The 10,568-nt window shown below is 74.5% G+C and carries 6 protein-coding genes; 4 read left to right on the forward strand and 2 right to left on the reverse strand.

Going from position 1 to position 10,568, the window contains the following annotated elements:
* From E2C05_RS33330 to E2C05_RS23770, 4 genes are all read left to right on the forward strand, one after another.
* A partial coding sequence (locus E2C05_RS33330; protein ID WP_158292333.1) for a DNA polymerase Y subunit UmuC family protein occupies positions 1–1,106 on the forward strand: 1,106 nt, incomplete at its 5' end.
* Positions 1,107–1,284: 178 nt separating this feature from the next.
* Complete coding sequence (locus tag E2C05_RS23760) at positions 1,285–4,845, forward strand: error-prone DNA polymerase (protein WP_133222127.1); 3,561 nt, start codon at positions 1,285–1,287, stop codon at positions 4,843–4,845.
* A 390-nt stretch (positions 4,846–5,235) separates the two neighbouring features.
* Positions 5,236–5,619 (forward strand): DUF805 domain-containing protein, encoded by a 384-nt coding sequence (locus E2C05_RS23765; protein WP_133222128.1) that lies wholly within the window; start codon positions 5,236–5,238, stop codon positions 5,617–5,619.
* 179 nt (positions 5,620–5,798) lie between these two features.
* Complete coding sequence (locus E2C05_RS23770) at positions 5,799–6,248, forward strand: hypothetical protein (RefSeq protein WP_133222129.1); 450 nt, start codon at positions 5,799–5,801, stop codon at positions 6,246–6,248.
* Between the two features lie 325 nt (positions 6,249–6,573).
* Here E2C05_RS23770 and E2C05_RS23775 read toward each other — a convergent pair whose 3' ends face one another.
* Both E2C05_RS23775 and E2C05_RS23780 read right to left on the reverse strand, forming a co-directional pair.
* A complete protein-coding gene (locus tag E2C05_RS23775; protein WP_133222130.1) occupies positions 6,574–8,205 on the reverse strand; it encodes a histidine kinase famiy protein in 1,632 nt (543 codons plus the stop codon).
* A 218-nt stretch (positions 8,206–8,423) separates the two neighbouring features.
* Entirely contained in the window at positions 8,424–10,376 is a 1,953-nt protein-coding gene (locus E2C05_RS23780; RefSeq protein ID WP_133222131.1) for an AsmA family protein, read from the reverse strand.
* Positions 10,377–10,568 lie beyond the last annotated feature (192 nt).

Genomic DNA, 10,568 nt, shown 5'->3' on the forward strand with positions numbered 1-10,568 from the left:
GCCTCACCGCGCGCATCGCCATCGCCGGCACCGCCGCGGCCGCCGCCGGCCTGGCGCGCGCGGGCGTGGAGATCGTGGTGCCGCCGGGGGAGGAGGCGGTCGCCATCGCCCCCCTGCCCCTGGCCGCGCTGCGGTTGCCCGACGGCACCATCGCCGCGCTGCATCGCCTGGGCCTGCGGCGCGTCGGCGACCTGCTGCGGCAGCCGCGCGGCCCGCTGGCGCGCCGCTTCGGCGCCGGGCTGCTGGCGCTGCTGGATGCGGCGACCGGCGCCCGCCCGCAGCCGCTGCGGCCGCTGCGGCCGCCGGCGGAATTCCTCGCCGCGCAGGACTTCCTGGAACCCATCGTCACGCGCGAGGCCATCGACGCCACGCTGGCGTTGCTGCTGCCCGACCTCTGCAGGCAATTGGCCGAGGCCGGCCGGGGCGCCCGCCGCTTCCTGCTGCAGGCCTTCCGGGTGGATGGCGCGGTGCAGGCCGTCGCGGTCGGCACCGGCCTGCCGGCGCGCGAGCCGCGGCATGTCGCCCGGCTGTTCCGGGACAGGCTCGAACGGCTCGAGCCCGGCTTCGGCTTCGAGCGCCTGGCGCTGGAGGCGCGCGCCACCGCACCGCTTTCGGCCGCGCAGGCGGCGCTGCCGGGGGAAGGCGGCACTTCCACGGAGACCCGGCGGCAGGCGCTGGCGGAGCTGCTCGACCGCTTGTCCCAGCGCGTCGAGGTCTGGCGCGCCGCGCCGCGCGCCAGCCATTGGCCGGAACGCGCGACCTGGCGGGTCGGGCCCTTCGAGGCGGTGCAGATCCCGCCCGGCTGGCCCGGCCGCGGCCCGCGCCCGGTCCGGCTGCTGCGGCGGCCCCTGCAGCTGACGGCGGTGGCGCTGCTGCCGGATGCGCCGCCTTCCCTGCTGCGCCTCGGCCGCACGTCCTGGCGCGTGGCGCGGGCGGAGGGGCCGGAACGCATCGCGCCGGAATGGTGGCGCGAACGGCCCGACCGGCCCTTCCGCGACTACTACCGGGTGGAGCTGGCCTCGGGCGCCCGGCTGTGGGTGTGCCGCTCCGGCGTCGCGGTGCCGGGGGAGGCGATGACGTGGTGGCTGCATGGCAGGTTCGAGTGAGCCGTCCCCGGCCCGGGGGAGAAGGAGAGAACTCGTTCGGCGCAGTGCGCCGAACCCCCCGAACCCCCACAACCTCCTTTTTCTCCGAGTCCGCCGTTGCAGCCTGCGGACCCACAGAAAAAGGCGGGGTGGGCGCGGAAGGGGAGTTCCCTCCCCTCCCGCATCGGCGTCCCGAGCGATGACCCGGTTCAGCGAACTCGCCGCGCTGTCGAATTTCACCTTCCTCGACGGCGCCTCCCACCCGCAGGAGCTGGTGGCGCAGGCCAGGGCGCTGGGCCATGCCGCGCTTGGAATAGCGGATCGCAACAGCTTCGCCGGCCTGGTCCGCGGCTGGGTCGCGGCCAAGAAGGAGGGCCTGCGCTTCGTCCCCGGCGCGCGGGTGACGCTGCTGGACGGCACCGAATACCTCGCCTGGCCGACCGACCGCGCCGCCTATGGCCGGCTCTCCCACCTGCTCTCCCTGGGCCGGATGGAGGCGCCGAAGGGCGAATGCCATGTCGCGCGCGACGCGCTGGTCGAGGCGGCGGAGGGCCTGGTGCTGGCGCTGGTACCGCCCGATACGCCGGACGACGCCTTCGCCGACCGCCTCCGCCGCGACGCCGCCGCCTTGCGCCGCCGCCTGGCCCTGCCGCTGTTCTGCGCCGCCAGTCACCGCTTCCGCGGCGACGACCGCAAGCGGCTGGACCGGCTGGCCGCGCTCGGCGCGCCGCTGCTGGCCGCCGGCGGCACGCGCTACCACGTCCTGGACCGCCGGCGCCTCGCGGATGTGCTGGCCGCCATCCGCCTCGGCACCACCGTGGACGCGCTGGGCTATGCCGCGGAGCAGAATGCCGAGGCGCACCTGAAGCCCGCCGAGGAGATGCTGCGCCTGTTTGCCGGGCATGAGGACGCGGTCGAAGCGACGCAGCGCGTCGTCGATGCCTGCCGTTTCTCGCTGGACGACCTGGCCTATGACTACCCGGACGAGATCCTCGACCCCGGCCTGACGCCGCAGCAGACGCTGGAGAAGCGGACCTGGGAGGCCGCGGCGGGGAAGTGGCCGCAAGGCGTGCCGGACAAGGTCGCGGCGCAGCTCCGCTACGAGCTGCGGCTGATCGCCGGGATGGACTACGCCCCCTATTTCCTGACGGTGCACGAGATCGTCCGCTTCGCCGTCGGCGAGGGGATCCTCTGCCAGGGCCGCGGCTCGGCGGCGAATTCCGCCGTGTGCTACGTGCTCGGCATCACCTCCGTCGCGCCGGACAAGCACGACCTGCTGTTCGAGCGCTTCATCTCGGCGTCGCGCAACGAGCCGCCCGACATCGACGTGGATTTCGAGCATGAGCGGCGGGAGGAGGTGATCCAGCACATCTACCGCCGCTACGGCCGCGACCGCGCCGCCATCGCCGCCACCGTGATCCGCTACCGCGACCGCAGCGCGATCCGGGAGGTCGGCAAGGCCATGGGCCTGTCGGAGGACGTGACGGGCCGCCTGGCGAAGTCGGTCTGGGGCGCCGGCGGCAGCTCGATCGCCGAGATCGCCCAGGACCAGGGGCTGGACCCCGAGGGCGACCCGCGGCTGCGCCTGGCCTGCGCGCTGACCGAGGAATTGCTCGACTTCCCCCGCCATCTGGCGACGCATGTCGGCGGCTTCGTCATCACCCGCGGGAAGCTGACGGAGCTCGCCATCGTGACCAAGGCGGCGATGGCGGACCGCCACACCATCGAATGGGACAAGGACGACATCGAGGCTTTGCGCATCCTGAAGGTGGATGTGCTGGGCTTGGGCATGCTGTCCTGCATCCGCCGTGCCTTCGACCTCATCGCCCATCATCGCGGCCCGGCGCTGACCCTGCAGGCGGTGCCGCAGGACTGCCCGGAGACCTATGCGATGCTGCGGCGCGCCGACAGCCTCGGCGTCTTCCAGGTGGAGAGCCGGGCGCAGATGAACATGCTGCCGCGGCTGCGCCCCGACAAATTCTACGACCTGGTGATCGAGGTGGCGATCGTCCGCCCCGGCCCGATCCAGGGCGACATGGTGCATCCCTATCTGCGCCGGAAGAACAGGCAGGAGGACGTCACCTACCCGTCGCCCGAGCTGGAGAAGGTGCTCTACAAGACGCTTGGCGTGCCGCTGTTCCAGGAACAGGCGATGCAGATCGCCATCGTCGGCGCCGGCTTCACCCCCGCCCGCGCCGACGAATTGCGCCGCGCCATGGCCACCTTCCGCCATGTCGGCACCATCTGGCAGTTCCAGCAGGAGTTCATCGCCGGGATGGTCCGCAACGGCGTCTCGGAGAAATTCGCCGAACGCTGCTTCCGCCAGATCGAGGGCTTCGGGACCTATGGCTTCCCGGAAAGCCATGCCGCCGCCTTCGCGCAGCTCGTCTATGTCTCGGCCTGGATCAAGCGGCACCATCCGGCCGCCTTCGCCTGCGCCCTGCTGAACAGCCAGCCCATGGGCTTCTACGCCCCGGCGCAGATCGTCCGCGACGCGCGCGAGCATGGCGTGGCGATCCGCCCCGCCGATGTGCTGCACAGCGACTGGGACTGCACGCTGGAGCCGGATGCGCGCAGCACCGGCGGCCTCGCCCTCCGCCTCGGCCTGCGGCTGGTGCAGGGGATGGGAGAGGCGGCGGCGCGGCGCATCGTCGCGGCAAGGGCCGCGCAGGAGGATGATCCGGCAAGGGCCGCGCAGGAGGACGATCCGGCGAGGGCCGCGCGGGAGGACGATCCGGCGGGAGCCGCGCGGGAGGATGATCCGGCGGGAGCCGCGCGGGAGGATGATCCGGCGGGAGCCGCGCGGGAGGACGATCCCGCGGGAGCCACGCGGCAGGCCGATCCGGCGATGCCGGCATGGGCGGATGCCCCCGCCCCGGCCGGCCGGGCACGGAACGCGGCACCCGCGGCGCCAGGGGAGACGCCGGCGGGGAAGGCCGCCCCGGACCCCGCCATGATGCACGCCGCGCCGGTGCCGTCGCTGCCCGACCTGGTGCGCCGCGCCGCGCTCGACCGCGGCACGGTGGAACGGCTGGCGGAGGCCGATGCCTTCCGCTCCCTCGGCCTCGACCGCCGCGCCGCGCTGTGGGAGGCGGCGGCGGTGGAGAAGCCCGCCGCCCAGCCCGCGGCGGCCGTCTCCTTGCCGCAGGGCGACCTGTTCGAGACGCCGCCGAGCCTGCCCGCCGCCACCGCCGGCGAGCAGACGGTGCTGGACTACACCTCGACCGGCCTGTCGCTCCGCCGGCACCCGCTGGCCCTGCTGCGCCCGATCCTCGCGGCCGAGGGGCTGGCCGATACCCGCATGCTGGATGCGGCGCGGCGCGGCGCCTGGCTGCGCCTGCCGGGCCTCGTGCTGGTGCGGCAGCGCCCGGGCAGCGCCAAGGGCGTCGTGTTCTTCACGGTGGAGGATGAATGGGGCGTGGCGAACCTGGTCGTCTATCCCGACCTCGCCCGTCGCTTCCGCGCCGCCGTGGTCGCCGCCCGGCTGGTCGTCGCCGAAGGGCGGGTGGAGCGGCACGAGGCGGCGGTGCCCATCATCCACCTGATCGTGCGGCGGCTGCTCGACCGGTCGGAGCTGCTCGCCGGCCTCGCCGCGCTGGACGCCCCCAAGGCAGGGGCGGGGTCCGCCGGGGATGCCCCCTGGCGCCGCGCCCTGGCCCGCGCCGACGAGGTGGCGAAGCCCGACCGCCCGGATGCCCGCACCCTGCCGCGCGACGGCAATCCGCGCCTGAAGCTGCCGCCCAGCCGCGACTTCCATTGAGGCCCCGCATGCCGGCGCCCGGCCGCCACGGCGCCGGCGCCCTGTGCCGACAACCCGGCTGCCGACAACCCGGCTGCCGACAACCCGGCTGCCGACAACCCGGGTGCAGACGGCCCGCGCCGAGCGGGGCGGGGCAGGCCCGCCCCCTCTCCGGCATCCAGGCCTGCGCTGCCGGTGCGCCGGGCCGGCCTGGCGCGCCGCCGCATGGCCTGCGCCACCATACCGGCGCCGCGGCCCCTGCCGCGGCCTGCCGGCAGGGCCCTGCCCTCCGGCCGCCGGTCAGGACTTCAGGAGGCCGGTCAGCTTCCCGGCAGCGAGGCCCGGCCCGCCTTCGCGGGCGGCCGCAAAGCGCGGTAGCCTGCCGTCAGGGTTGGGGAGGGAGCGGAGCGCATGGGATTCCAGCAGGCCGTCGGCACCTGCCTGGCACGATACGCGGTGTTCCAGGGGCGGGCGCGGCGCTCGGAATACTGGTGGTTCTTCCTCTTCACCATCCTGATGCAGCTGGCGACCGGCGTGCTGGATGCGGCGCTGTTCGGCCGCGACGGCATGGGGACGATCAACCTGCTCACCACGCTCGGCCTGCTGCTGCCGGGCCTGGCGGTCGGGGTACGGCGGCTGCACGACACGGACCGCAGCGGCTGGTGGCTGCTGGTCGGCCTGGTTCCCGTCATCGGCACCATCGCGCTGATCATCTGGTTCAGCACGCCCGGGCTCCAGGGCTCCAACCGCTACGGGCCGGACCCGACCCGGGCGGAGCGCTTCGCGCTGGCGTGAGACTGCGGCGACCCAGGGTTATTGAGAATCATTCTCATTCGCGGTAGCCTGCGGCCATAGCGCCTGCCCGGGGCGGACCGCGACGGCCCGGCGGGCCGGCACCGGTCCGCCCCGCAGGCCGCCACCCCAAGGGGGCGCGCCATCCGCCGCCGGCGGCAGGCCGCCGCAGGAGGACCGCGATGGCGACCCATGGATTGCCCGCCTGGCCCTGGGCCGGGACCCCGGTGGACGACCTGCCTGCCGCCGAGCGCCTGCTGCTCGACGGCGCCCGCCTCTGGGCCGCCGCGGCGCGGCAGGGCCATGCGCCGCTGCCGGCGCTGCGCCTGCCCTTTGCGGCGGAAGGCGCCACGGCGGCGGTCGCGCCGCTGGACGCGCTGCTGCACGCCCTGGACGCGGCCCTGCCGATCGGCTGTCCGCTCTGCCCCCGCACCCTGCCGGCGGAGGCGCTGCTGCTGCTGGGCTGCGGCCTGGTGCAGCGCGGCGCGGCGCGGGAGGCGCAGGCGGTGCTGCTGCGCTGCCTGCCCGCGGCGCCGGTCGCGGCGCTGCTGGCCGGGGCCGTCCCGCTGGGGATCGCCCTGGCGCAGGCCGGGCTCTGGCTGCGCAACCCGCTGCGCTGCGCCCGGGCCTGATGCCGGGCGGTCAGGTGCCATAGCCGCCGGTCGTGCTTCGCGTGCACCCAGGCGCCGGGTGGCCCCCTCGCGGCCTCAGCACGCCGCGGGACAGGCGCCCATCGACGCCGCGCGGCGATGCCGATGGGGTGGCGCGGCGGCGGGCTTCCGGCGCCGCCGCCGCCGGCCTCGCCGGCCGCAGACCATCCCATGTCGCCCTCGGCATGAACCCGGGTTGCGGCTGTCCTGAGCGCCGCAGAGCGGACCCGCGCACAGCCCGATGCCATGCGGCGGCTGCGCGCCGGATGGGCCTTCCCCCGCCGGCGCCGGCGGGGGGCCGCGTGCCTCAGCCGATGCCGGTCGGGCCGTCCAGCACCATGCGCACCTTCCGCCCCAGGTCCAGTCGGCGGTAGGGCTTGTTGATCACCTCGAATTCCGACCCGCCGGCATCCTGCCGCTCCAGCGACGCCTCGGCATAGCCGGTGGTGAGCAGCACCCGCAGCCGCGGCCGGCGTCGCCGCGCCTCCCGCGCCAGCACCACGCCGTTCATCCCGCCGGGCATGATGAGGTCCGAAAGCAGCATCTGCACCGCCTCCGGCCCGTCCAGCACCGCCAGTGCTTCCCGCCCATTGGCGGCGCGTAGCACGCGATAGCCGAAGGACTCCAGGAAGGCCTGGGTGACGTCGCCGACATCGATGCGGTCGTCCACCACCAGCACCGTCTCATGCCCCTGCCGGTCCATGGCGCGGCTGGCCGGCGCCGGCGCGGCGCGGATCTCCGCCTCGGCGGCCGGGAAATACAGCCAGACCGTGGTGCCCACCTCTTCCTCGGAATAGATCCGCACCGCGCCGCCGGACTGCTTGGTGAAGCCATAGACCATGGACAGGCCGAGCCCGGTGCCCTTCCCCTCCTCCTTCGTCGTGAAGAAGGGCTCCAGCACCCGCGCCTTCACCACCGCCGGCATGCCCACGCCGGTATCGGTGACGCCGATGGCGGCGTAGCGCCCGGGCGGCAGGCCGGCGAAATTCGCCACATCCTCCGCCCCCACCACCACGTTGCGCGTCTCCACCGTCACCCGCCGCTGCGGCCGCCCGGCCAGCGCGTCCCGCGCGTTGATCAGCACGTTCAGCAGCGCGACCTCGCACTGGCTGGGATCGACCCGGCAATTCCACAGGTCCGCGGCGAGGGAGAGGCGGTACTCCACCTCGTCCCCCAGGGTGCGCGTCGCCATGTCGTGCATGCCGCGCACCGCCTGGTTCAGGTTCAGCACCCGGCCGTCCAGCCGCTGCTTGCGGGCGAAGGCCAGCAGCTGCTGGGTGAGGATGGAGGCGCGCTCCGCCGCCGCCTGGGCGTTGCCGAGGCCGCGCTTCAGCCGCGCCATGTCCAGCTCCGGCCGCTCCAGCCCCTGCAGCAGCAGCTCGTGGTAGCCCATCACCACCTGCAGCAGGTTGTTGAAATCGTGCGCGATGCCGCCGGTCAGCTGACCCAGCGCCTCCATCTTCTGCGCCTGGCGCAGCGCGTCCTCGGCATCCCGCCGGCGGGAGACGTCGAGCTGCGAGCCGAAGAAATACAGCAGGTTGCCCTGCTTGTCGTGCACCGGGGAGATGTAGAGCGCGTTCCAGAAGGACGACCCGTCCTTGCGGTAGTTCAGGATCTCGGTGGCCAGCTCGGTGCGGTTGCGGATGGCGTCGCGGATCGCCTGCACCGCGTCGTGGTCGGTCTGCGGCCCCTGCAGGAAGCGGCAATTGCTGCCGACGATCTCGTCCCAGCCATAGCCGGTCATCGCCAGGAAGGCGGGGTTGGCGAAGATGATCGGGTTGTCCGGCTGGTGCGGATCGGTGACGATCATCGGCATCCGCGTGGTTTCGACCGCGGCGAAGAAGACCTCGCTGCTGCGGTTCTGCGGATCGAAGGACTGACCGCCATCGAGGGCGGGCGCGATGCCGCCGGCCGGCTTCTCGGCAGGGTGTGTGGTCATCAGGTCTCGGGCTGGGCGCGGGCAGGCGCTGTGACGGGCTCCGCACCGGAAGCGGTCGCCGGGCGGGCCGGTTGCCGCAGCGGCGCCACACCTTCCCGCGAGCCCTGGCCCGCGAGCCTTTGGCAGCGAGCCTCGGGCCATGTGCCCCGGCCGGTGCGTCCAGGCCCCTTCTGGCCCTGGCCTGCCCAGGCCCGTCTGTTGCAGCCCCCGGCCTCGCGTCAGCGCGACCCGGTCCGCTGCGTCAGCCGCTCGCACTGGCTGTTCTCGCCGACGCCGAGCTGGATGGTCGGCAACAGGGCCAGCGGCGCGAAGAGCACGCCGAGCCCGACCGCGGCGCCGGCCCGCGCCGCCAGCTCCCCCGCCTCCGGCGCGATGGAGGGGTTCTTGAAGCTGCCGGTGATGGCGATGCTGGTCGGCAGGGACCCGATGCTGAAGCGCTTGCTGTCGGTGCGCAGCCGCAGGTCCAGCACCTCCCTCCCCAGCCCGGCCACGCCGCTGCCGGTGACCACATGGCTGTCGGTGTCGAGCAGCAGGGTGTTCACCCGCAGCGCCCCGTTGGTCAGGCCGAAATCGCCGATCAGGCACTCGATCTCCGTCCGGTCCGGCACGCCGAGGGCGGAGAGCAGCGCCTTGCCGAATTCCAGCCCCGACAGGTCGGCGAGCAGGGCGCTGAGATTGCCGCCGACCGAGACGATGGTGAGCCCGCCATCGCCATTGCCCAGCAGTTCCGACAGCGAACGGCCGGTCGATTCGATCCGCCCCGTCCCGCCCAGGGTGCCGGCGCCCCCGGCCCCGGCCGCCTGCATCAGGCGGGAGATGTCCATCCGCCGCAGCGCGATGTCGGCCGCCGCCCGCACCGCGCCGTTCGGCTGCGGGGTCAGGGTGGCGTCGGCGGCGATCTCGCCGCGGCCGACCCGGAACTTGCCGGGATGCAGGCGGATCACGCCATCCTCGATGTCGAGCACCAGTTCGAGCCCGTCGAAGGGCATGCCTTCGCCGCGGATGGCATCGGCGCGGTAGCGGACATGCATGTTGGCCTTCTTCAGGCTCGGCACGCTGATGGCCGTGGTGGGCAGCAGCCGCGGGCTGGCGGCGCGCCGGGCGATCTCCCGCCGCTGCTCGGCGGTCTGCCCCGCCTCCCCGGCGCGGCCGGGCGTGCCGCCGATCAGGCCGCCGAGATCGGCCAGGTCCACCTGGCGGGACCGCAGGTCGGCGGTGAAGACGGTGCGCGCGCCGGTGCTGACGGTGTAGGCGCCGGCGATGTCGCTGCTGCCGACCCGCCCCTGCACATCGGTGAAGCGGAAGCTGCCGGCGCGGTAGTCCAGCCGGCCGCTGGCCTGGAAGGGCGGCGTGCGGGTGATCGGCACGCCGATCAGCGGGGAGAGCAGCGCCATGTCGGGCGTCCGCACCTCCAGCCGCACATCGGCGCCGGCCAGCTTCACCGGGTCCCGCACCGTGCCCCGGGCGGTGACCCGGGTGGGCCCGTTGGTCAGCTGCAGGTCCACCGGCCAGGGCCGGTCGGCATCCCGCAGGTTCAGCACGGCGCCGCCGCGGAAGCGGGCGGCGATCGGCAGGGCGGCATAGGTGCCCCGTGCCTCGGCCAGCAGGGCGGGGTCATCGCCGCTGCCGGGGGCCGGGTCCTCGGTGTTCAGGGTCACCGCGAAATCCGCCTGCAGCCCGGCGATGGCGGCATGCACCTGGCCGTCGCGGATATGCAGGGCGCCGATCCGCGGCCCGCCCTCCCCGGCATCCTCCCCCAGTTCCTCCCCCGCCGGCGCGGGGGCGCCCAGGGCATAGTTGGTGCTGCCATCGGCGCGGCCGATCATCGCCACCCGCGGCCGCTCCACCACCACCGAAGGGATGACGACCTCGCCGCGCAGCAGTGGCCCCAGCTCGATGTCGGCGCTGGCGCGGGCGACCTCGGCGAAGGGCGGGTCGGCCTCGAAGCCCGCGGGGTTGCCGATGCGCAGTCCCTCCGCCGCCACCGTGATGGTGCGGCCGAGCCGGACATGCAGATGCTGCAGGGTCACCGGCCGGCCCAGCCGGGCCGCCGCCTGCGCCTCGATCACCGGGATCAGCCAGTCCCAGCGGAACAGCGCGAGGACCAGCGCGAGGGCCAGCAGCGGCAGCCCGACCCCGAGGCCCCAGGCCCATCGCCGCCGTGTCGTCATCGAAGCGCCCGCCTCCCCTGCCGCGATCCAAGCGCGGCAGGGGGCGCCGGGTTCAGGCTCCGCGAGTCGGCGCCTGACCGGAAAGGTCCCGCGGCGCCATCCGGCGGGGCCGGACCGTCCCGGCGTCGCGCCCAGGGCGCGGGTGCGGCGCAGCGGGCGGACCCGGCGTCGCGCCAGGGCGCGGGCCCGGCG

Origin of the sequence: Paracraurococcus ruber (assembly GCF_004353985.1) — a bacterium.
GTDB classification, from domain to species: domain Bacteria; phylum Pseudomonadota; class Alphaproteobacteria; order Acetobacterales; family Acetobacteraceae; genus Paracraurococcus; species Paracraurococcus ruber.